This window comes from Kitasatospora sp. NPDC032757 (genome assembly GCF_055579305.1).
This window is the reverse complement of record NZ_JBVINN010000036.1, coordinates 62,430-83,398: the sequence shown is the minus strand read 5'-3', so window position 1 is coordinate 83,398 and position 20,969 is coordinate 62,430. Positions and strand designations below refer to the sequence as shown.

General features: G+C 73.7%; 19 protein-coding genes. 17 read left to right on the top strand and 2 right to left on the bottom strand.

The annotated features are described in order from the left end of the window. Nucleotides 1-103: 103 nt before the first annotated feature. Together ACZ5WK_RS30610 and thiD are read left to right on the top strand one after the other, a co-directional pair. Nucleotides 104-1,129, top strand: a complete 1,026-nt coding sequence (locus ACZ5WK_RS30610) for an ATP-dependent 6-phosphofructokinase (protein ID WP_465552152.1) — start codon at nucleotides 104-106, stop codon at nucleotides 1,127-1,129. Nucleotides 1,130-1,152: 23 nt separating this feature from the next. Then, the gene (thiD, locus tag ACZ5WK_RS30605; RefSeq protein WP_465552150.1) at nucleotides 1,153-1,980 is read left to right on the top strand and encodes a bifunctional hydroxymethylpyrimidine kinase/phosphomethylpyrimidine kinase; all 828 of its coding nucleotides are present in this window, start codon (nucleotides 1,153-1,155) and stop codon (nucleotides 1,978-1,980) included. A 152-nt stretch (nucleotides 1,981-2,132) separates the two neighbouring features. Here thiD and rpmB read toward each other — a convergent pair whose 3' ends face one another. Further along, nucleotides 2,133-2,318, bottom strand: a complete 186-nt coding sequence (rpmB, locus tag ACZ5WK_RS30600; protein WP_014138233.1) for a 50S ribosomal protein L28 — start codon at nucleotides 2,316-2,318, stop codon at nucleotides 2,133-2,135. A gap of 299 nt (nucleotides 2,319-2,617) precedes the next feature. Here rpmB and ACZ5WK_RS30595 point away from each other — a divergent pair, with 299 nt between their 5' ends. The 10 genes from ACZ5WK_RS30595 (at nucleotide 2,618) to mutM (ending at nucleotide 12,755) form a co-directional block, all read left to right on the top strand. Further along, nucleotides 2,618-4,249, top strand: coding sequence for a DAK2 domain-containing protein (locus tag ACZ5WK_RS30595; protein ID WP_465552148.1), 1,632 nt, complete (start codon nucleotides 2,618-2,620; stop codon nucleotides 4,247-4,249). A 52-nt stretch (nucleotides 4,250-4,301) separates the two neighbouring features. Beyond that, nucleotides 4,302-6,521, top strand: coding sequence for an ATP-dependent DNA helicase RecG (recG, locus tag ACZ5WK_RS30590; RefSeq protein ID WP_465552146.1), 2,220 nt, complete (start codon nucleotides 4,302-4,304; stop codon nucleotides 6,519-6,521). Between the two features lie 103 nt (nucleotides 6,522-6,624). Beyond that, nucleotides 6,625-7,158, top strand: a complete 534-nt coding sequence (locus ACZ5WK_RS30585; protein WP_396325463.1) for a hypothetical protein — start codon at nucleotides 6,625-6,627, stop codon at nucleotides 7,156-7,158. Between the two features lie 224 nt (nucleotides 7,159-7,382). Continuing rightward, entirely contained in the window at nucleotides 7,383-7,967 is a 585-nt protein-coding gene (rsmD, locus tag ACZ5WK_RS30580; RefSeq protein WP_465552144.1) for a 16S rRNA (guanine(966)-N(2))-methyltransferase RsmD, read from the top strand. Between the two features lie 51 nt (nucleotides 7,968-8,018). Next, nucleotides 8,019-8,510 carry a pantetheine-phosphate adenylyltransferase gene (gene coaD / locus ACZ5WK_RS30575; RefSeq protein ID WP_465552142.1) on the top strand — a complete coding sequence of 164 codons (492 nt, stop codon included), beginning with the start codon at nucleotides 8,019-8,021 and terminating at the stop codon, nucleotides 8,508-8,510. Between the two features lie 196 nt (nucleotides 8,511-8,706). Continuing rightward, nucleotides 8,707-9,912: an ATP synthase F0 subunit B gene (locus tag ACZ5WK_RS30570; protein WP_465552140.1), complete on the top strand. Its 1,206-nt coding sequence runs from the start codon at nucleotides 8,707-8,709 to the stop codon at nucleotides 9,910-9,912. A gap of 223 nt (nucleotides 9,913-10,135) precedes the next feature. Beyond that, the gene (locus tag ACZ5WK_RS30565; RefSeq protein WP_465552138.1) at nucleotides 10,136-10,780 is read left to right on the top strand and encodes a YceD family protein; all 645 of its coding nucleotides are present in this window, start codon (nucleotides 10,136-10,138) and stop codon (nucleotides 10,778-10,780) included. A 2-nt stretch (nucleotides 10,781-10,782) separates the two neighbouring features. Further along, entirely contained in the window at nucleotides 10,783-10,956 is a 174-nt protein-coding gene (gene rpmF, locus ACZ5WK_RS30560; RefSeq protein WP_030056747.1) for a 50S ribosomal protein L32, read from the top strand. Nucleotides 10,957-10,976: 20 nt separating this feature from the next. Further along, the gene (gene rnc, locus ACZ5WK_RS30555) at nucleotides 10,977-11,765 is read left to right on the top strand and encodes a ribonuclease III (RefSeq protein WP_465552136.1); all 789 of its coding nucleotides are present in this window, start codon (nucleotides 10,977-10,979) and stop codon (nucleotides 11,763-11,765) included. A gap of 93 nt (nucleotides 11,766-11,858) precedes the next feature. Further along, nucleotides 11,859-12,755 carry a bifunctional DNA-formamidopyrimidine glycosylase/DNA-(apurinic or apyrimidinic site) lyase gene (gene mutM / locus ACZ5WK_RS30550; protein ID WP_465552134.1) on the top strand — a complete coding sequence of 299 codons (897 nt, stop codon included), beginning with the start codon at nucleotides 11,859-11,861 and terminating at the stop codon, nucleotides 12,753-12,755. A 7-nt stretch (nucleotides 12,756-12,762) separates the two neighbouring features. Here mutM and ACZ5WK_RS30545 read toward each other — a convergent pair whose 3' ends face one another. Then, the gene (locus ACZ5WK_RS30545; protein ID WP_465552132.1) at nucleotides 12,763-13,686 is read right to left on the bottom strand and encodes a DMT family protein; all 924 of its coding nucleotides are present in this window, start codon (nucleotides 13,684-13,686) and stop codon (nucleotides 12,763-12,765) included. A 312-nt stretch (nucleotides 13,687-13,998) separates the two neighbouring features. On the opposite strand from ACZ5WK_RS30545, the gene ACZ5WK_RS30540 reads away from it, so the two are divergent. From ACZ5WK_RS30540 to smc, 5 genes are all read left to right on the top strand, one after another. Further along, on the top strand, nucleotides 13,999-15,354 hold the full coding sequence (locus ACZ5WK_RS30540; protein ID WP_465552130.1) for a hypothetical protein: 1,356 nt from the start codon (nucleotides 13,999-14,001) through the stop codon (nucleotides 15,352-15,354). Nucleotides 15,355-15,641: 287 nt separating this feature from the next. After that, nucleotides 15,642-16,139, top strand: coding sequence for a winged helix-turn-helix transcriptional regulator (locus tag ACZ5WK_RS30535; protein ID WP_465552128.1), 498 nt, complete (start codon nucleotides 15,642-15,644; stop codon nucleotides 16,137-16,139). Between the two features lie 35 nt (nucleotides 16,140-16,174). Next, nucleotides 16,175-16,474 (top strand): acylphosphatase, encoded by a 300-nt coding sequence (locus ACZ5WK_RS30530; protein ID WP_396325475.1) that lies wholly within the window; start codon nucleotides 16,175-16,177, stop codon nucleotides 16,472-16,474. 424 nt (nucleotides 16,475-16,898) lie between these two features. After that, the gene (locus ACZ5WK_RS30525; RefSeq protein WP_030243474.1) at nucleotides 16,899-17,102 is read left to right on the top strand and encodes a hypothetical protein; all 204 of its coding nucleotides are present in this window, start codon (nucleotides 16,899-16,901) and stop codon (nucleotides 17,100-17,102) included. Between the two features lie 195 nt (nucleotides 17,103-17,297). Further along, nucleotides 17,298-20,948: a chromosome segregation protein SMC gene (smc, locus tag ACZ5WK_RS30520; protein WP_465552125.1), complete on the top strand. Its 3,651-nt coding sequence runs from the start codon at nucleotides 17,298-17,300 to the stop codon at nucleotides 20,946-20,948. Nucleotides 20,949-20,969: the final 21 nt, after the last annotated feature.

The following is a 20,969-nucleotide window of genomic DNA, read 5'->3' as shown; positions in this document are numbered from 1 at the left end:
CGGGCCGCGGCGGGCGGACGCGTAGGCTTGCGCCGAACCCAGCCCGCCCGCTCGTCCGGCGCGGGTGGTCTGAACCACTGCGGAGCGGGAGAGCACAGCCACCATGCGCATCGGTGTCCTGACCAGCGGCGGCGACTGCCCCGGCCTCAACGCGGTGATCCGCTCGGTGGTGCACCGGGGCACGGACGTGCACGGCGACGAGATCATCGGCATCGAGGACGGCTTCCTCGGCCTGATCGAGGGCCGCGCCCGGCCGATCTCGCACGACGACGTCACCGGTCTGCTGACCCTCGGCGGCACCATCCTCGGCTCGGCCCGGGTCCAGCGCGAGCGGATCGCCTGGGCGGTGGAGAACGCGCAGGCCCTCGCCCGGACCATCGGCATCGACGCGCTGATCGCAATCGGCGGCGAGGGCACGCTCACCGCGGCCAAGCTGTTCAGCGACGCCGGGCTGCCGGTGGTCGGGGTCCCGAAGACCATCGACAACGACATCGACGCGACCGACGTCACCTTCGGCTTCGACACCGCGGTGCACGTCGCGACCGACGCGATCGACCGGCTGAAGACCACCGCCGAATCACACCAGCGGGTGATGGTGGTGGAGTTGATGGGCCGGCACACCGGCTGGATCACCCTCACCGCCGGCATGGCGGGCGGTGCGCACGGCATCCTGATCCCGGAGAAGCCGTTCGACATCGAGGCGGTGGCCCGGATGGTCGAGGACCGCTTCTCCCGCGGCAAGAAGTTCGCCATCATCGCCGTCGCCGAGGGCGCCGCCCCGCTGCCCGGCACCATGCGCTTCGACCACGGCGACGTCGACCAGTTCGGCCACCAGACCTTCGGCGGGATCGGCAACCGCCTCGCCCACGAGCTGGAGAACCTGCTCGGCAAGGAGGCCCGGCCGGTCATCCTCGGCCACACCCAGCGCGGCGGCGCCCCCACCGCCCGCGACCGGGTGCTCGCCTCCCGGTTCGGCTGGCACGCGGTGGAGGCCGTCCACCAGGGCGCGTTCGGCCACTTCACCGCGTTGCGCGGCAACGACATCGTGCTGGTGCCGGTCGCCGAGGCGGTCACCCGGCTCAAGACCGTGCCGCAGGACCGCTGGGCGGAATCGGAGGCCGTGCTCTGACCGGGCGGGGGTAGGTTGACCTCATGGTTTCGACTGCACCCCCCAGCGTGGCGCCCGCTCGCACGGCACCTCCGCGCGTTCTGACGGTGGCCGGCTCCGACTCCGGCGGCGGCGCGGGCATCCAGGCCGACCTGAAGGCGATGCTCGCCCTCGGCGTCCACGGCATGAGCGTGATCACCGCCGTCACCGCGCAGAACTCGGTCGGCGTCCAGGGGTACTGGGAGCTGCCGGCCGAGGCCGTCCGGGCCCAGTTCCGCAGCGTGGTGGACGACATCGGCGTCCAGGCCGTGAAGACCGGAATGCTCGCCTCGACCGAGCTGGTCGAGACCGTCTCCGAACTCCTGGCCGGGGTGGACGCCCCGGTGGTGGTCGACCCGGTCGGCGTCTCCAAGCACGGCGACGCGCTGCTGGCCGCCGAGGCCGTCGCCACCGTCCGGGAGAAGCTGCTGCCGGTCGCCACCCTCGCCACACCCAACCTGCACGAGGTGACGCAGATCACCGGCCGCACCGTCGAGGACGAGGGCCAGATGCTGGACGCGGCCAAGGCACTGCTCGACCTCGGGCCGCGCTGGGTGCTGGTCAAGGGCGGGCACCTGGAGGGGGAGGCCGCCGACCTGCTCTACGGCGGGGCGGGGGAGGAGTACTGGTACCGCGCGCCGCGCCACGACAACCGGCACACCCACGGCACCGGCTGCACGCTGGCCAGCGCGATCGCCGCCGGGCTGGCCAAGGGCGAGCCGCTGCCGGAGGCGGTGGCCTCGGCCAAGGAGTACATCACCGGCGCGATCGCCGCGGGCTTCGCGCTGGGCGCCGGCATCGGCCCGGTCGACCACGCCTGGCGCTGGCGCTGAGACCGCCGCCGCCGGAACCGCTCCGGAAACGGATGACGGGCGGGCCCGAGGGCCCGCCCGTCAACCGAGGTCGGTACGGCACCGGAATACAGAAAGCCGGTCCATCCGAGGATGAACCGGCTGACTGGAGGACCGGCGTACCGGTCTGCGCGTCAGCGCGAGACCTTACCGGCCTTGATGCACGAGGTGCAGACGTTGAGCCGCTTCGGCGTCCGCCCAATCACAGCGCGCACCGTCTGGATGTTGGGGTTCCAACGACGGGGGGTACGGCGGTGAGAGTGGGAGATGCTGTTGCCGAAGCCCGGCCCCTTGCCGCAGACGTCGCAGTTGGCAGCCACAGGAGTCACTCCAAGACTTCAGATCATTTACGTTCGAAACCCCGCCGACCCACCGGAGCACTCACGTGAACCAGACCGGACCAAGGGGGTGAGCCTGGACTGTTCCAGGCAACCGGAAGAGCATACAACGCTTGCTTCCGTTCAACGAAACTACCACGACCGCGCAGGTGATCGCTGCGTCCGCTGCCCCCGGCACCCGCCCCCGGCCACCGATAATCTGCCGGTATCACCCCTCGCCGCTGTCCTGAAGGTGTTGCTGCCCCCCAGGCCATCACGGCGTCCCATCCGGAGGAGACCTGGTGCTGCACACGCTCGACGCCCCGGCCGTGCGCAGCTGGTGCCAGCTGGCCCTGCGTGCGCTCGGCCAGGCCCGCGAGGAGATCGACGCACTCAACGTCTACCCCGTCCCGGACGGCGACACCGGCACCAACCTGTACCTGACCGTCGAGTCGGCCGCCGCCGCCGTGGAGAGCCGCTTCACCGACCCGGAAGCCGGGCCGGCGCCCGGCCTCGCCGAGACCGCCCGGGCGATGGCCCGCGGCGCGCTGATCGGCGCGCGCGGCAACTCCGGGGTGATCCTCGCCCAGTGGCTGCGCGGCACCGCCGAGACGCTGGCCGAGGGCGGCGGCGCCGACCAGTTGCGGGCCGCCCTCCAGCGGGCCGCCGACTCCGCCTACCAGGCCGTCGCCGAGCCGGTCGAGGGGACGCTGCTGACCGTCGCCCGGGTCGCCGCCCGGGAGGCCGTCGGTGCCGGGGACGGCCTCGCCCAGGTCGCCGACACCGCCTACCGGGCCGCCCGGGACGCCCTGCGGCACACCCCCGAGCAGCTGCCCGTCCTGGCCGAGGCCGGGGTGGTGGACGCCGGCGGGCGCGGCCTGGTCGCCGTCCTCGGCGCCCTCGCCGACGCCGTCGCCGGGCACCAGCCGATGGGCCCGGTCGCGCTGCGCGGGGACGTCCGGATCGCGGAGAGCTGCGAGAGCCACGTCCGGCCGCCCGGCCCCGGCCACCCCGCCTTCGAGGTGATCTACCTGCTGGACGCCCCCGACACGGCGCTGCCGGCGCTGCGCGAGCGGCTCGCCGGGCTCGGCGACTCGCTGGTGGTCGGCGGCGGCGACGGCCTCTGGAACGTCCACGTGCACGTGGACGACGCGGGCGCCGCCGTCGAGGCCGGGGTCGAGGCCGGGCGGCCGCACCAGATCCGGATCACCCACTTCGCCGAGGCCGCCGCCCGCTCCGGCACCGCCGACGACCGGGGCGAGCGCGAGGAGCGCACCCGCGCGGTGCTGTCGGTGGTCTCCGGCGCGGGCCTGGCCGAACTCTGCGAGCAGGCCGGCGCCGTCGTCCTGCACGCCGACCCGGACCGCCCGCCGGCCAGCGCCGAACTGGCCGCCGCCGTCCGCCGGGCCGGCGCCCGCGAGGTCGTGCTGCTGCTCAACGACCCCGAACTGCGGGCCGCCGCCGGCGCCGCCGCCGACCAGCTGCGCGAGGAGGGCGTACGGATCGCCGTGCTGCCCACCCGTTCGCCGGTGCAGGGCCTGGCCGCGCTCGCCGTGCACGAGGCCGGCCGGCGCTTCGACGAGGACGTGGTCGCCATGACCTCCGCCGCCGGCGCCACCCGGTACGCCGAACTCGCCGTCGCCGAGGGGGAGTCCTGGACGATGGCCGGGGTCTGCCAGGCCGGGGACGTGCTCGGGCTGATCGACGGGGACGTCGTGGTGATCGGCACCGGACCGGCCGAGGTCGGGACGATGGTGCTGGACCGGATGCTCGGCGCGGGCGGCGAACTGGTCACCCTGATCCTCGGCCAGAGCGCCCCGCAGGGCCTCGCCGACCAGTTGGTCGCGCACGCCCGGCACCGGCGGCCCGAGGTCGACGCGGTGGTCTTCCACGGCGGGCAGGGATCCGCGCCGGTGCTCATCGGCGTGGAGTAGCCCGGCTGGGCCGTGCCCGGATTGTCGGTCCGGTGGTGTAAACAAGGGCCTGATGGGCGCTCTCGATGAACCACTGACCAAGCTCGTCGGCGACCGGACCGCCAAGGTGCTCGCCGACAGCCTCAAGCTGCGCACGGTCGGGGACCTGCTGCACCACTATCCGCGCCGCTACGTCGAACGCGGCCAGCTCACCAGCCTGGACGAGCTGGAGATCGACGAGCACGTCACCGTGCTGGCCCGGATCGAGAAGGTCACCCTGATCCCGTTCCGCGGCCGCAAGGGCGACCGCCTGGAGGTGGTCGTCACCGACGGCCGCAGCCGGCTCTCGCTGGTCTTCTTCAACCAGGGCTGGCGGCAGAAGGAGCTCAAGGCCGGCGCCCAGGGCCTGTTCGCCGGCAAGGTCGGGGTCTTCAACCGCACCCGCCAGCTCGTCTCGCCGGACTACCAGCTCCTCGACGAGGAGGCAGGGTCCGACGCCGCCCGGCAGTTCGCCGGCCGGCTCATCCCGGTCTACGGCGCCAGCGCCCAGATGCCCAGCTGGAAGCTGTCCATCTGCATCGAGACGGCCCTCACCAAGCACCTCGGCGACGTCGGCGAGCCGCTGCCGGCCGAGCTGCGCGAGCGGCACGACCTGATCCCGCTGCCCGAGGCACTGGAGCTGATCCACCGCCCGCGCAGCCAGGCCGACCGCGAGCGCGCCCAGAGCCGGCTGCGCTGGGACGAGGCGTTCGTCCTCCAGGTCGCGCTCGCCCAGCGCCGGGCCGCCGACTCCGCCCTGCCCGCCAAGCCGCGCCGGGCCCGCGAGGGCGGCCTGCTGGACGCCTTCGACGCCCGGCTCCCGTTCACCCTCACCGAGGGCCAGGAGAAGGTCTCCGCCGAGATCGCCGCCGACCTGGCGAGCGAGCACCCGATGCACCGGCTGCTCCAGGGCGAGGTCGGCTCGGGCAAGACACTGGTCGCGCTGCGCGCCATGCTCGCCGTGGTGGACGCGGGCGGCCAGGCCGTGCTGCTGGCGCCCACCGAGGTGCTGGCCCAGCAGCACCACCGCTCGATCGTCGAGATGATGGGGGACCTGGCCGAGGGCGGCATGCTCGGCGGCTCCGACCTCGGCACCCGGGTGGTGCTGCTGACCGGCTCGATGGGCGTCCCGGCCCGGCGCCAGGCGCTGCTGGACATGGCCTGCGGGGACGCGGGCATCGCGATCGGCACCCACGCGCTGATCGAGGACAAGGTGCAGTTCCAGGACCTCGGCCTGGTCGTGGTGGACGAGCAGCACCGCTTCGGGGTCGAGCAGCGCGACGCGCTGCGCGCCAAGGGCGAGCAGCCGCCGCACCTGCTGGTGATGACGGCCACGCCGATCCCGCGCACCGTCGCGATGACCGTCTTCGGGGACTTGGAGACGTCCGTACTGGACCAGCTGCCGGCCGGCCGCTCGCCGATCTCCACCCATGTCGTCCCGGCCGTGGAGAAGCCCAACTTCCTGGCCCGGGCCTGGGAGAGGGTCCGCGAGGAGGTGGCCAAGGGCCACCAGGCGTACGTGGTCTGCCCCCGGATCGGGGACGAGGAGCCCGCCGACCCGAAGGCGGCGAAGAAGAAGCGCCAGGCCTCCGCGGCCGAGGACGACCTGGAGGACGTGGGCGCCGCGAGCGACGAACGGCGGCCGCCGCTCTCCGTGGTGGAGACCGCGGAGATGCTGGTGAAGGGCCCGCTGGCCGGGCTGCGGGTGGAGATCCTGCACGGCCGGCTGGCGCCCGACGCCAAGGACGAGGTGATGCGCCGGTTCGCGGCCGGCGAGGTGGACGTCCTGGTGGCCACGACGGTGATCGAGGTCGGGGTGAACGTCCCGAACTCCACCGCGATGGTGATCATGGACGCCGACCGCTTCGGCGTCTCCCAGCTGCACCAGCTGCGCGGCCGGGTCGGGCGAGGCAGCGCGCCCGGCCTCTGCCTGCTGGTCAGCGACATGCCGGCGGCCAGCCCCGCCCGGGCCCGGCTGGACGCGGTGGCCGGCACGCTGGACGGCTTCGAGCTGTCCCGGATCGACCTCGAACAGCGCCGTGAGGGCGATGTGCTGGGCCAGGCGCAGTCCGGGGTGAAGTCCTCGCTGAAGGTGCTCTCGGTGCTGGAGGACGAGGAGGTCATCGTGACCGCCCGGGCCGAGGCCACCCGGCTGGTCGCCGAGGACCGGGAGCTGGCCGCCCACGCGGACCTGCGGACCGCGCTGGAGAGCCTGCTCGACGCGGACCGCGCCGCCTACATGGAGAAGGGCTGACCGCGGCCGGCGCCGGCCGATTGTCAGACCCCCGCGAGAGAATGTAGTTGTTCAGGGCGCACCCCCAAGGTGCGTACCTGGCACGACACTTGGGGGTCCTGCCATGGCATTCCGTCATCTCAACGAGCTCCCGCTGGGCGACAAGGTCTTCCGGATCGAACTCGCCAGCGACGACGACCGCGAGGTCACCCTCACCCTGACCGGCTGGCGTGAGGGGGCGGCCGCGTCGCCGCTCGCCTCCGGAAAGCTCCGCCTGCCGGTCGAGGACGTCGCCTCGCTCCGGATCGCGCTCAACCGCGCGCTCCGGGCGCTGGCGATCGTCGCCGATGTCTCCGAGCCCATCCCCGACCGCGACGTGCTGCGCGAGCTGTACCCCGGCCACGGCGCCCCCTGGGTGCCGCAGCACGAGGAGGAGCTGGTCCGGCGGTTCCACGACGGCGAGACCGTCGCCCGGATCGCCGCCCGCTTCGGCCGTACGCCCGACTCCGTCCGTACCAAGTTGCGCGAGCTCGGGCACGACCCGCGCCGCCCCGAGTTCTGCCCGCCCGACGGCTGCCTCTCGTGGTCCCGCTACGCCTCGCCGGCGCTGCTCGGCGCGGCGGTCCCGGCCCAGGCCCCGGCGGCGGACGCGAGCTGACCCCGGGTCGCAGCCCCGCTGCTCCGTGCGGCGGGGCTGCGACCCGCCCGCCCGCCTCCGGGCGCCCGGGCCCGGGCCCGGGGCCGACGGCCGGCGCTCCGATGCCCCTCGCGCCTCGGGGCCTCCTCGCTTCTTCCGTTCCGGCACCAGCGTGCCCCTTCGAGCCGGGGCGGGACGCGGCCGTATAGCGTGGTCGGGCAGCGACGAAAGGACCTCCCACCACCATGACCCGCGTCATCGCCGGGGCGGCCGGCGGCCGCCGGCTGGCCGTACCGCCCGGCCGGGGCACCCGCCCGACCTCCGACAAGGCCCGTGAGGCGATGTTCTCCACCCTGGAGGCGCTCCGCGGCACCCTGCACGGGGCCCGGATGCTGGACCTCTTCGGCGGATCGGGCGCGGTCGGCCTGGAGGCGCTGTCGCGCGGCGCCGAGCACGTCCTGCTGGTCGAGGCGGACGGACAGGCGGCCCGGGTGATCCGGGAGAACGTGCGGACGGTCGGCCTTTCCGGCGCGGTGGTGCAGGCGGCCCGTGCCGAGAAGGTGATCGCCGGCCCGGCCCCGGAGGCTCCGTACGACCTGGTCTTCCTCGACCCGCCGTACGTCGTCACGGACGACGAGGTGCGCGAGATGCTGATCACACTCGTCGCCGGGGGCTGGCTCGCGGACGAAGCACTCGTCACCGTGGAGCGCAGCACCCGAGGTGGCGCGTTCGGCTGGCCCGAAGGCTTCGAGGAGTTGCGGTCCCGCCGCTACGGCGAGGGCACGCTCTGGTACGGTCGCGCCGCCGCCGAGGCCCGCCAGAACCCGTAGTGGGCCGAGGAGGCCCGCCGGACCGTCACCCCACGAGGGAGCATCCACGCCATGCGCCGCGCCGTCTGCCCCGGATCGTTCGACCCGATCACCAACGGTCATCTCGACATCATCGAGCGGGCCTCGAAGCTGTACGACGTGGTGCATGTCGCGGTCGCGATCAACCGGAACAAGCAGGGCATGTTCACCATCGACGAGCGGATCGCCCTGATCGAGGAGACGACCGCCAAGTACGGGAACATCGTGGTCGAGTCGCACCTCGGGCTGCTGGTGGACTTCTGCCGGGAGCGCGACATCCCGGCGATCGTCAAGGGCCTGCGCGCCGTCAGCGACTTCGACTACGAGCTGCAGATGGCCCAGATGAACCACGGGCTGACCGGCGTCGAGACGCTCTTCCTGCCGACCTCTCCGACGTACAGCTTCCTGTCGTCCACGCTGGTCAAGGAGGTCGCCTCGTACGGGGGCGACGTCTCGCACCTGCTGCCGGAGACGGTGCACCGCAGGCTGGTCGAGCGGATCGCGGAGCGTAAGGCGCAGCAGTAGCCGGCGCGGACCGGACGCGTCCGTTTCTGCCGGTTCGTCATGACTTGTCCCGGGTGTGGCCAGGCGGGCCGGTCCGGGCGTTGTGACCTCGCCCCGCAGTGGCCGTACAGTCTGTACTCCCTGCCCAGCGGTGAGGTCCACCGCGCCGGGCCTGCCTCCGCCGGACCGTCGGCGGCACACGGAAAGACGAAGCCCCGTGGACGTGCAGAACAAGGTCGACGAGATCGTCGCGGCCGTCGAGAACGCCCGCTCGATGCCGATGTCGGCCTCCTGCGTGGTGAACCGGGCCGAGCTGGTCGGCCTGCTCCAGGACCTCAGGTCGGCGCTGCCCGCCGAGCTGGCCCACGCCCAGTCGGTGATGGCCGACCACGAGCAGGTGGTGGCCGACGCCGAGGCCGAGGCCGAGCGGATCATCCAGGGCGCGCACGCCGAGCGCGGCTCGCTGATCTCCGACACCGAGGTGGTCCGCCGGGCGCAGGCCGAGGCGGACCGCATCCTCGCGGAGGCGCGCGCCGAGGTCGAGACCAAGCGCGCCGAGGCCGACGACTATGTGGACAGCAAGCTCGCCAACTTCGAGGTCGTGCTCACCAAGACGCTCGGCGCGGTCGGCCGCGGCCGGACCAAGCTGCGCGGTGACTCCGGTGTCTTCGAGACGGAGTACGACGGCGAGAGTGACGGCGAGGAGTTCCGGCCGCAGCCGCGGATCACCCCGAGCCCCGAGGTCGACGAGTACGTCGATGTGAAGCTCGCCACTCTGGAGAACGTGCTCAGCGCGACCCTGGAGGCCGTCGGCAAGGGTCGCGACAAGCTGCTCGGCAAGGCCCCGATCGACGAGCTGGGCGCCTACCTGGCCGCCGCGGACCAGGCCCAGCAGGCCAAGGACCGCGCCGAGGCCGTCGCGGCGGGCTTCGCCGCCGCCGTCGACGCCGACGGCGAGGAGGTGCCGTGGTACCGCGAGGAGGTGCCGCAGCAGCAGTCCTGGCCCGAGCAGACCCCGGCCGCGGCCGGCTGGCAGTCCCCCGGCACGGACCAGTACGCGGCGGTCGCGCAGCAGCCCGGCGGGCAGTACGCCGAGGTGTACGGCGGCGGCTACGACCCGGCCGGCCAGGCCGACCCGTACGGCGCCCAGTACGGCTACGGGCAGCAGCAGCCGCCCCAGCAGCCGCCGCAGGGCTACCCGGCCGGGCAGGAGCAGGGTGGCTACGGCTACCCGCAGCAGGGGTACGCGGCGCAGCAGTACGACGCCTGGGGGAACCCCCAGCCGGAAGCCGGGGGAGGCTACCCGCAGCAGCCGGCCAACCCGCCGGTCCTGCCGCAGCAGCAGGCCGGCCTGGACGAGACCAGCTTCTTCGACACCAGCATGATCGACATGACCCGCCTGCGGGAGCTCGGCGGCCGGTGAGGAGCAGTTCCTCACCCGCCTCCTCGTTCCTCCCTCACGGCGCCGGTGCATCCTTCGGCTCGTGAGGGGGCGGGCCGGTCGGGCCGGAAGGACCGAAGTTGGGCCTGGCGGGAGACTCCGGTAGTCTGACCACTCCGGCCTCTCCGTGTCGGGCCGTCGGTCTGCCCGCGCATCGTCCGGTGAGCAGCGCCGCGCATCAGTTTTCTCAGGAAGTCAGGACACCTTGAACCGCCTCGACCACCGCGACCCCCTCGTGTTCGACACGCACGAGCTCGGTCGTCGCCCGGGCTCGCTGCGCAAGGTGTCCCGCACCCTGGAGGCCCCCGAGGGCCTCGGGATCATCGATGTGATCGGCGTCCCGGAGAAGAGCGAGATCCGGCTGGAGCTCCGCCTGGAGTCGGTGGTCGAGGGCGTGCTGGTGACCGGCACCGCCGAGGCCCACGTCGAGGGCGAGTGCGTGCGGTGCCTGGAGCCCGTCGACGACGACATCGACGTCGACTTCCAGGAGCTGTACTACTACCCGGAGTCCGACGAGCGCCACCGCGCCCGGACCGCCGGGGCCGAGGACCTCGACGAGGACTCGGAAGAAGAGACTTACCGTCTGGAGGGCGACTTCTTCGACCTCCAGCCGGTGCTGCGTGACGCGGTGGTGCTCGCACTGCCGCTGCAGCCGGTGTGCCAGGAAGACTGCCTGGGCCTGTGCTCCGAGTGCGGAGCGCGCCTGAGCGACGACCCGGCGCACCACCACGACGCCGTCGACCCCCGGTGGGCGGCTCTGCAGGGACTCTCCGCCGCCCCCGGCGACGAGGGTGACGGAATCAAGAACAGCGACACCCGTGAGGGTGCCGCCGAGAACCAGGAGAAGTAGCCGTGGCTGTTCCGAAGCGGAAGATGTCGCGCAGCAACACGCGCCACCGCCGTTCCAACTGGAAGGCCGTCGTTCCGGCCCTCGTGGCGTGCGACCGCTGCCACGAGCCGAAGCTCGGCCACATCGCGTGCCCGAGCTGCGGCACGTACAACCGTCGCCAGGTCCTCTCGGTCTGATCGGCAGGGTGTACGGATCGATGTCGGACGGTAACTCCTCCCGCAAGGCGGCCACTGCCCCGAAGGCTTCTTCGGGCGGCGGAAAGGCCGGCGGGCCGGCTTCGACCGAATACGACGTCCTGGAAGGGCGCCTCGGGTACACACTCGAGCGCGCCCTTCTGGTGCGTGCCCTGACCCACCGCTCGTACGCGTACGAGAACGGCGGGCTGCCCACCAACGAGCGCCTGGAGTTCCTCGGCGACTCGGTGCTGGGCCTGGTGGTGACCGACACCCTCTACCGCGTCCACCCGGACGTCCCGGAGGGCACGCTCGCCAAGCTGCGCGCCGCGGTGGTCAACTCGCGCGCGCTCGCCGACGTCGGCCGGGGCCTTGAGCTCGGCACGTTCATCCGCCTCGGCAAGGGCGAGGAGGGTACCGGCGGCCGCGACAAGTCGTCGATCCTCGCCGACACCGTCGAGGCCGTGATCGGCGCCGTCTACCTGGACCAGGGCCTCGACGCGGCCACCGATTTCGTCCACCGGCTGTTCGACCCGCTGATCGAGGAGTCCTCGCAGCTGGGCGCCGGCCTGGACTGGAAGACCAGCCTCCAGGAGCTCACCGCCTCGGTGGGCATCGGAGTGCCGGAGTACGTGGTCGAGGAGTCCGGCCCGGACCACGAGAAGACCTTCACCGCCGCGGCCCGGGTGGCCGGCGAGGACTTCGGCAGCGGCGTCGGCCGCTCGAAGAAGGAAGCCGAGCAGAAGGCCGCCGAGAGCGCCTGGCGGGCGATCAAGGAGAAGTACGCCGACCGGCTCCCCAGCGGGGCCTGATCCGGCGCTGCCCGCCGCGGACACCGCGGCGGGCCCTCCCGTGAGCGCAGTAACCTTCCTCCTGCAGATCCCCGTCGCAGGAGGCTTGTTCCCGTGCCCGAACTCCCCGAGGTAGAGGTCGTCCGCCGAGGCCTGGCCAACTGGGTCGCCGGGCGGACGGTCGCCGGTGTCGAGGTGCTGCACCCGCGGGCGGTACGCCGCCAGCCCGCCGGCGCGGCCGACTTCACCGCCCGGCTCACCAGCACCACGCTCGGCACCGCGCAGCGCCGCGGCAAGTACCTCTGGGTCCCGCTCACCGGCCCCGGCGCGACGCCGGAGGCCGGGGGAGGGTTCTCGTTGATCGGCCACCTCGGGATGAGCGGCCAACTCCTCGTCCAGGACCCGGCGGTGCCCGACGAGACCCACCTGCGCGTCCGTCTGCGGTTCACCGACGGCGGGCGCGAACTGCGCTTCGTCGACCAGCGGACCTTCGGCGGGCTGGCCGTCGAGGAGGCCGAGGACGGCGACCCCGAGGGCACCCCCGTCTCCCTCGCGCACATCGCCCGCGACCCGCTCGACCCGCGCTTCGACGACGCCGCCTTCGTGGCCGCGCTGCGCGCCAAGCGCACCACGGTCAAGCGGGCGCTGCTCGACCAGACCCTGATCAGCGGGGTCGGCAACATCTACGCGGACGAGGCACTCTGGCGCTCCAGGCTGCACTACGACCGCCCGACCGCCGCGCTCACCCGCCCGCAGGCCGCCGTCCTGCTGGCCAACGCCCGGGACGTGATGACCGCGGCCCTCGCCGTCGGCGGCACCAGCTTCGACAGCCTCTACGTCAATGTGAACGGCGAGAGCGGCTACTTCTCCCGTGACCTCGACGCCTACGGCCGCGAGCACGAGCCCTGCCGCCGCTGCGGCACCGCGATCCGCCGGGCCCCCTGGATGAACCGCTCCAGCTACTTCTGCCCCCGCTGCCAGCGCGTCCCGCGCGCCCGCAGCGGGGGCTGATCCCGCCCTACCGCTTGGAGAGTTCGGGTTCCGCGGCGCTGCCGTCGGGGGCGGCGCCGTGGGTGTCCTGGCCGAAGTAGGCGACACCGACTGCCGAGACGACGGCGAGCAGGAAGCCGGCGACGCCCAGCCAGGCGAGACCGTCCTTGGAGGAGTCGCCGAGCCAGATGACGCCGACCGCGCCGGGCAGCACCGTCTCACCGACCACGAGGGCGGCGGTCGCGCCGTTCACCGAGCCGATCTGAAGCGCGACGGTGTGCACGTACATTCCGCCGAGGCCGCCGACCAGGATCGCGTACAGGGCCGGGTCGGAGAGCAGCTTGCCGAGCTCGAACGGGTCGACGCCGTTGAGGATGCGCACGCCGACGCCGAGCGCGCCGAAACCGAGGCCGGAGAGCAGACCGGCGACGATCGCGCCGTTGGCGCCCATCCGCCGCACCAGCAGGCTGCCGCCCACCAGCAGCACGGTGGTGATCAGCAGCAGCCACCAGTGGAACGACATCGCCGCGTGGTGGCCGCCCTCCGGACCGGCCGAGACGGCCAGCAGCACCAGCGCCGAGCAGAGGACGCCGATCGACGCCCACTCCAGCTGCTTCAGCCGGATTCCGAGCAGCTTGATGCTCAGCACCGCGGTGATCACCAGGTTGGCGCTGATGATGGTCTGCGAGAGGAACAGCGGCAGCAGCCGCGCGGCCAGTGCGCCGAGCCCGAAGCCGATGAAGTCGAGCACCGTGCCGAGGATGAACTCCCAGGTGACGGCGGCCTTCGCGGTGGAGGCGAGGCTGGGCCCGCCGTGTGCGGTCGTGCCGGCCGAGGCGCCCCCGGCGGCGGCCTCCTCCCGGGCGGAGCGCCGTGATCCGACGGCCTGCAGGACCGAACCGGTGCCGTAGCAGGCGGAGGCCGCCACGGCGGTGACGAGGCCGATGAACACCCAGTGCTCCGATCGAGAGAAGTGGTCGAGAGACGAGAGAAGTGGTCAAGAGAAGGTCAAGGGACCGAGGTACGGCCACCACTATGCCCGGTCGCGGGACAGCGTCGGAGCGCTCCGCCGCCGGGCTGCGCCTGCCGGAACGTACGTCCGGGCCGGTGGCCGGGTTCCCGCCGCCGGCACGGTTCGGGGGCGGCCGGGGAAACATCATCCCCGAGGAGGGGAGCGCCCCCGGCGGACGGTGGGGGTACGCCCGCCGGCCCGTACGCGAAGGGTATGCCCTGCCCGGACGCCGGTGGGGGTAGCGTCGGTGACATGAGAACCCTTGCTCGACGACGTTCCCGGGGCGGCGGGCCCCTGGCCCTGGTGGCGGCGCTGCTCGGGCTGCTGCTCCTGCTGGCGCCGGCGGCGTCCGCGGCCGGCGGGCTGGACGACGCCACCGCGACGCTCAAGCAGGGCCGGGTGTACGTCGACCCGGCGATGACGGGCCGGTTCAGCCAGAGCCAGGCCGACGCCCTGACCGAGAAGATCCGCAAGGCGGACAAGCCGGTCTTCATCGCGGTCGTCCCGGCCGCCGACCCGTACGGCGCCCAGACCGTCTTCAACGACCTGCGCACCAAGGTGGGCGTCACCGGTACCTACGGCGTCTGGCGCGGCGACCAGTTCCAGGCCCGCTCGGACCGGGAGGCGCTGCCCACCGCGAGCGCCGAACGGATCGCGGGCGCGGCCTTCCGCTCGCACCCCGGCGACATCGACGCCACCCTGAACGACTTCGTCGACACCGCCGCGCCGCAGGTCAAGGGCCACGGCGTGAACAGCTCCGGCGGGGGCCTGTCGACCGCCGCGATCGTCGTCCCGTTGGCCCTGCTGGCACTGGCCGGCACCGGCGTCTTCCTGCTCTTCCGCCGGGCGAAGAAGCGCAAGGAGGAGCAGCGGCGGGCCGAACTGGCGCAGCTGCGCCGGGTGGTGGACGAGGACATCACGGCGTTCGGCGAGGAGCTCGACCGGCTCGACTTCAACCCGGGCGCCGCCGACGCCGACGACGTCCAGCGCGCCGACTACGCGCACGCCCTCGACTCCTACGAGCGGGCCAAGCGCAGCATGGACGAGGCCAAGGGCCCGGAGGACGTCAAGCCGGTTACCGAGGCGCTGGAGGACGGCCGCTTCGCGCTGGCCACGCTGGCCGCCCGCCGGGAGAAGCTGCCGCTGCCTGAGCGCCGCCCGCCGTGCTTCTTCGACCCGCGCCACGGCCCGTCCGTGCAGGACGCCGACTGGGCCCCGGCCGGCGGCGCCGCGCGCACCGTCCCGGTCTGCCGGGCGGACGCCGACCGGCTGGCCACCGGCCAGGACCCGGACATCAGGACCGTCCCGACCGAGCACGGCCCCCAGCCGTACTGGAACGCCGGCCCGGCCTACGGGCCCTGGGCGGGCGGCTACTTCGGCGGTTACGGCGGCGGCCTGCTGCCGGGCCTGCTGGTGGGCACCATGCTCGGCTCGATGATGAGCACCCCGGCCTACGGCGCCCCGGTCGACGGCTCCGACTACGACGGCGGCGACTACTCGGGTGCCGACTACAACTCCGGTGACTTCGGCGGCGGCTTCGACAGCGGCGGCGACTTCGGTGGCGGAGGTGACTTCGGCGGAGGGGGCGACTTCGGCGGAGGGTTCTGACGCCGGCGCGGCATCCCGCACCGGAGAGGATCCCGACCCGCTGACGCTGCCGACCCGTTGACGCTGCCGAGCGGTTGACGCTCCCGGGCCGTTGACGCTGCCGAGCGGTTGACGCTCCCGGGCCGTTGACGCTCCCGACTCGCTGACGCTGCCGACCCCGCCCGACGCGGTCGAACGACACCACGGCCCCGCCACCCACCGGCGGGGCCGCGGTGCTGTCCGGAGCCGTCCGGGGGAGCGGGGGCTGATGGGTTTGAGAACGCAACCCTGTGTGGCAGGCTGGCTCTGTGACCTCCCACACGCCTTCGGCCCCGCCCTCCCTCCCCGGCCGGCCCTGCTCGATCGCCGCCACGCTGCACGTGGTCGGCGAGAAGTGGGCGCTGCTCGCCGTCCGCGAGCTGTTCTACGGCAACCACCGCTTCGACCGGATCGCCCGGAACACCGGCGCGCCGCGCGACCGGCTCACCGCACGGCTGCGCGCCCTGGAGGAGGCGGGCGTCGTCGAGCGCCGCGCCTACAGCGAGCGGCCGCCGCGGTACGAGTACCACCTCACCGAGGCCGGCCGTGACCTCGCGCCCCTCACCCAGGCGCTGCTCGGCTGGGGCGACCGCTGGCTGCTGCCCGAGCCGCCGGTCAGCTTCGGGCACACGCCCCAGGGGCACGAGCCGCACCCGTACGACCCGGCCTGGGTCTGCCGCACCTGCGGGGAGGAGGGGCGGCGCGGGGACCTCCAGGTGGAGATCCACAGCCCGGGCTGGACGATGGAGGGCCCCGCTGCGCCGTGACGCGTGGTGATGCCGCTCCGGATAGGGTCGGGGGCATGCACGGTCGTGACGCGCACAGCGATGAACCGGTCCGGGTGACCGCCTGGGTGCGGGGCAAGGTCCAGCAGGTCGGCTTCCGCTGGTGGACCAGGGCGCGCGCGTTGGAGATCGGCCTGACCGGCTACGCGAGCAACCTCGGCGACGGCCGGGTCCAGGTGGTGGCCGAGGGTCTCGCCGCCGACTGCGAGGAACTGCTCGCCCTGCTGCGCGGCCCCGACACGCCCGGCGGGGTATCCGGTGTGACCGAGATCTGGACGGCCGTCGGCGCCGGCTACGAGAGCTTCGAGATCCGCTGAACCGGGTGGCGGGGCGGGTGGTGGGCCCGTCCGCGCGGGGCGTACGCGAAACGATCGGCAACTGTCGGTGTCATACGGTTGCCATCGGGGCAGACTCGTGGTTGACTCCGCATCGAACGATGATCCACGAGCACCTGGTGGAGACCGGCCCGAGACCGCCTGGCGTGACCACACCGCCATGCAGGTGACAGGGGCGCGGTAGCGTGGGGTGATCGTGTTGACCCTTTCCGTCTTTGGTGAGACGCTTGAAGCCCGCGCACACGACCGCGTTTATCCGGTAGGCGTATACCCCGTGGGCCCAGCTCACGGTGGTTGTGCCGTGGTGCCCAGCCAGCACTGCCGGTGGCGCGCCGCGCGTGCGTCCCCCTTCCCCCTAGACCTGTACCGTTCCGGTTCGGTCACTCAGCGTGGAGGACCATTCATCATGGCAAAGGCGCTTCTCGGGTACGTCGGCGGCCCCGACCCGCGAATGCTCTCCGAGATGCGACGGCTTCAGCAGCGCGTCCAGGACCTGGAGTCCGAGCTCCTTCGGATGCAGGCTGAGAACGACGCTCTCACCGCTGTCGCTGACGAGCACTCGCTGCTCAACAGCATCGATCTGGATCAGCGGGAGCCGGCTCTCACCTGAGTCCCGCCCGGTCCTCGCAGATCGACGCCGCTGTGCACTGAGCCGCCCCGAAAGGGACGCAGCTTGCAAGGGACGCCCTGAGTGGCGTCCCTTCGTCGTGTCCGGAGGCGCCGTCGTGTCCGGAGGCGTATCCGCCGGTCACCGCCGGATACAGTCGCAAGCCGGGGCCCTGGCGAGCGATGAGGAGACCGGCGCGTGCACCTGAAGAGTCTGACACTGCGCGGGTTCAAGTCCTTCGCCTCCGCCACCACCCTGCGGTTCGAGCCCGGCATCACCTGCGTCGTCGGCCCCAACGGCTCCGGCAAGTCCAACGTCGTCGACGCGCTCTCCTGGGTGATGGGGGAGCAGGGCGCCAAGTCGCTGCGCGGCGGCAAGATGGAGGACGTCATCTTCGCCGGGACCAGCGGGCGCGCCCCGCTCGGCCGCGCCGAGGTCAGCCTCACCATCGACAACTCCGACGGCGCGCTGCCGATCGAGTACGCCGAGGTGACCATCACCCGGACGATGTTCCGCAACGGCGGCAGCGAGTACGCGCTCAACGGCGACACCTGCCGGCTCCTCGACATCCAGGAACTGCTCTCCGACTCCGGCATCGGCCGCGAGATGCACGTCATCGTCGGCCAGGGGCAGCTCGACTCCGTCCTGCACGCCGACCCGATGGGCCGCCGCGCCTTCATCGAGGAGGCCGCCGGCGTCCTCAAGCACCGCAAGCGCAAGGAGAAGGCGCTGCGGAAGCTCGACTCGATGCAGGTCAACCTCAACCGCGTCCAGGACCTGGTGGCCGAACTCCGCCGCCAGCTCGGCCCGCTCGGCCGGCAGGCGAAGATCGCCCGCCGCGCCGCGGGCATCCAGGCCGACCTGCGGGACGCCCGGCTCCGCCTGCTCGCCGACGACCTGCTCACCCTGCGCCGGGCCGTCGAGGCCGAGGTCGCCGACGAGCTGGCGCTCAAACTGCGCCGCTCCACCGTCGAGCAGGAGCTGGCCCGCGCGCTGCAGCGCGAGGCCGTCCTGGAGGCGCAGGTCCAGCAGCTCGGCCCCAGCCTGGAGACGGCCCGGCAGACCTGGTACCGGCTCTCCGCCCTGGCCGAACGCACCCGCGGCACCGTCGGACTGGCCGAGGCCCGGGCCCGGCACGCGGCCGCCGGCGGGCAGTCCGAGGAACGGCGCGGGCGGGACCCCGAGGAGCTGGAACGGGAGGCCGAGCGGGTCCGGGAGGAGGAGGCCGCCCTGGCCGAGGCACTGGAGGAGGCCCAGTACGCCCTGGCCGAGGCGGTCGAGACCAGGAGCGGGCTGGAACGCGCGCTCGCCGCGGAGGAGCGGCGGCTGAAGGACGCCGCCCGGGCCATCGCCGACCGCCGGGAGGGCCTGGCCCGGCTCCAGGGGCAGGCCGCGGCGGCCCGCTCCAAGGCCGCCGCCGCGCAGGCCGAGATCGGCCGGCTCACCGAGGCCCGGGACGAGGCGCTGCTGCGCGCCGAGGCCGCCCGGCAGGAGTACGAGGAGCTGCGCGCGCAGGTCGATGGCCTGGCCGGGGACGACGAACGCGCCGACGCCGAACACGAGGCCGCGCGCCAGCGGCTCGCCGCCGTCGAACGCGACCTGGCCGCAGCCCGCGAGGCCGCCGGCGCCGCCGAGCGCGAACGGGCCGGGCTGACGGCGCGGCACGAGGCGCTGGCGCTCGGGCTGCGCCGCAAGGACGGCAGCGGCGCGCTGCTGGCGGCCGGCGACCGGCTGGCCGGGCTGATCGGCCCGGCGGCCGCACTGCTGAGGGTCGCCCCCGGCCACGAGGCCGCCGTCGCGGCGGCGTTCGGCGCGGTGGCGGACGCGGTGGCGGTCGACTCGCCGGGGACCGCGGCCGAGGCACTGCGGCTGCTGCGCAAGGAGGACGCCGGCCGGGCCGCGCTGCTGATCGCCGGCGCCCCCGAACCTGCCCGCGTCGCGGGGGAGTTGCCGGCCGGCGCCCGCTGGGCCGCCGAACTGGTCGACGGGCCCGCCGAGTTGCTGCCGGCCGTGCGGGCCCTGCTGGCCGGCGTCGTGGTGGTCGGCTCGCTCGACGAGGCGGTGGCGCTGGTCGCTGCGGACCGGGGCCTGGCCGCCGTCACCGTCGAGGGAGACCGGCTCGGCGCGGCCTTCGCGCACGGCGGCTCGGGCGGCGCGCCCAGCCTGTTGGAGACCCAGGCCGCGGTGGACGAGACCGCCCGGGCGATCGAGCGGCAGGCCGTCCGCTGTGCGGAGTCGGCCGGACGCCTGGCCGAACTCGCCGGGCTGCGCCGGGAGTCGGCCGCCGGGCTGGAGCAACTGGCCGCCCACCGGCGGCAGGCCGCGAAGGAACGGGCCGAGGTGGCCGGCGCGCTCGGCCGGCTCGGCGGGCAGTCCCGGGCCGCGGCCGGCGAGGCCGAGCGGCTCTCCACCGCCGCCGGCCGGGCCGAGGAGGGGCTCGCCCAGCTGCTCGCCGCGGCCGAGGAGCTGGCCGAACGGCTCGCCGCGGCCGAGGAGTCGGCGGACGCGGGGGAGGACGAGCCGGACGCCGCCGAGCAGCAACGGCTGGCCCAGGCCGCCACCGCAGCCCGGCAGACCGAGCTGGAGGCGCGGCTCGCCGTGCGCACCCACGAGGAGCGGGTGCGCGCCCTGAACGGCCGCGCCGACCAGATGGACCGGGCCGCCCGCGCCGAGCGCGAGGCGCGCGCCCGGGCCGCCGAGCGCCGCCGGCGCGCCGAGCACGATGCCACGGTGGCGAACGCCGTCGCGGCGGGCGCCCGGCAGCTGCTGGCCTGCCTGGAGGTGTCGCTGGCCCGCGCGGACGCCGGGCGGGCCGCCGTCGAGCAGGCGCGCGCCGACCGTGAGGCGGAGCTCAGGGAGCACCGCGAGCACGGCCGCGAACTCAAGGCCGAGCTGGACAAGCTGGTCGACGCCGGGCACCGGGACGAGGTGCTGCGGGCCGAGAAGCGGCTGCGGATCGAGCAGTTGGAGGCCCGGGCGCTGGAGGAGTTCGGCATCGAGGGCGGCGAACTGCTCGCCGCGTACGGGCCGGACCAGCTCGTCCCGCCGCCCACCCCCGAGGACGGCGGGGAGCCCGGGGAGCCGCGCCCGTACGACCGGGCCGAGCAGGAGCGACGGCTGCGGGCCGCCGAGAAGGCGTACCAGCAGCTCGGCAAGGTGAACCCGCTGGCGCTGGAGGAGTTCGCGGCGCTGGAGGAGCGGCACAAGTTCCTCGGGGAGCAGCTGGACGACCTCAAGCGGAGCCGGCGCGACCTGCTCGACATCGTCAAGGACGTGGACGAGCGGGTCGAGCAGCTGTTCACCTCGGCGTACCACGACACCGCCGCCCAGTTCGAGGGCGTCTTCTCGCGGCTCTTCCCCGGCGGGGAGGGGCGGCTGGTGCTGACCGACCCGGACAACATGCTGACCACCGGCGTCGAGGTGGAGGCCCGCCCGCCGGGCAAGAAGGTCAAGCGGCTCTCGCTGCTCTCCGGCGGAGAGCGCTCGCTGACCGCGGTGGCGCTGCTGGTGGCGATCTTCAAGGCCCGGCCCAGCCCGTTCTACGTGATGGACGAGGTGGAGGCGGCGCTGGACGAGACCAACCTGCGCCGGCTGATCCGGATCATGGAGGAGCTGCGCGAGAGCTCCCAGCTGATCGTGATCACCCACCAGAAGCTGACCATGGAGTCGGCCGACGCCCTCTACGGCGTGACCATGAAGGGCGACGGCATCTCCCAGGTGATCAGCCAGCGCCTGCGGGTGGGGGCACCTCCCACCCGCCAGGCCGGGGGAGAGCACCGGGAGCGCGGAGCTCGCACGGTGCAGCCCCGGCAGCGCGAGGAGGCGACCGCCTCCGGGCCGATGGACTGATCCACCGGCCGACGCCGGGGC

What these genes read in the sequence shown, in the direction of transcription:
- ACZ5WK_RS30610 (WP_465552152.1), top strand. Translation starts at nt 104, where the DNA reads ATGCGCATCGGTGTCCTGACCAGCGGCGGCGACTGCCCCGGCCTCAAC.
- thiD (WP_465552150.1), top strand. Translation starts at nt 1,153, where the DNA reads ATGGTTTCGACTGCACCCCCCAGCGTGGCGCCCGCTCGCACGGCACCT.
- recG (WP_465552146.1), top strand. Translation starts at nt 4,302, where the DNA reads ATGGGCGCTCTCGATGAACCACTGACCAAGCTCGTCGGCGACCGGACC.
- ACZ5WK_RS30585 (WP_396325463.1), top strand. Translation starts at nt 6,625, where the DNA reads ATGGCATTCCGTCATCTCAACGAGCTCCCGCTGGGCGACAAGGTCTTC.
- rsmD (WP_465552144.1), top strand. Translation starts at nt 7,383, where the DNA reads ATGACCCGCGTCATCGCCGGGGCGGCCGGCGGCCGCCGGCTGGCCGTA.
- coaD (WP_465552142.1), top strand. Translation starts at nt 8,019, where the DNA reads ATGCGCCGCGCCGTCTGCCCCGGATCGTTCGACCCGATCACCAACGGT.
- rnc (WP_465552136.1), top strand. Translation starts at nt 10,977, where the DNA reads ATGTCGGACGGTAACTCCTCCCGCAAGGCGGCCACTGCCCCGAAGGCT.
- ACZ5WK_RS30540 (WP_465552130.1), top strand. Translation starts at nt 13,999, where the DNA reads ATGAGAACCCTTGCTCGACGACGTTCCCGGGGCGGCGGGCCCCTGGCC.
- ACZ5WK_RS30530 (WP_396325475.1), top strand. Translation starts at nt 16,175, where the DNA reads ATGCACGGTCGTGACGCGCACAGCGATGAACCGGTCCGGGTGACCGCC.
- ACZ5WK_RS30525 (WP_030243474.1), top strand. Translation starts at nt 16,899, where the DNA reads ATGGCAAAGGCGCTTCTCGGGTACGTCGGCGGCCCCGACCCGCGAATG.